Source organism: Peribacillus sp. SIMBA_075 (assembly GCF_046534585.1).
The window spans coordinates 1-271 of record NZ_JAWRYN010000644.1 but is presented as its reverse complement, the minus strand read 5'-3'; the positions used below and the strand labels follow the sequence as shown (position 1 = coordinate 271).

The window sequence follows — 271 nt, the reverse complement described above, 5'->3', positions numbered from 1 at the left end:
CCCACGTCTGGACATCCGAGTGCCTCACGTCACCGACTGGGACCTTTCCCCAGCGGGGCTCGACTTGAAGGCGCCATGCGATCTCGAGGGGCCGGAGTGACGAGGGTTTGAGGTGCGTCTGGTTTGCGAGCCATTCTGTGCCGAGCGAGGCGATAGTGACCCGAGCAGCACTCGCGTCGATGTACTCGCCACGTGCCTTGTTGGTCTCGACCGTGGCGAGGTAGAGCTCTGCTTCGCGCTTGGTCTTGAATCCACGTTTCGTTGTCTGGCG

1 protein-coding gene is annotated in these 271 nt (G+C 62.4%); it reads right to left on the bottom strand.

What is annotated here, in order from left to right:
- Positions 1-271: Arm DNA-binding domain-containing protein (locus SB775_RS29755; RefSeq protein ID WP_410864841.1), on the bottom strand; the 271-nt coding region annotated here is incomplete at both ends.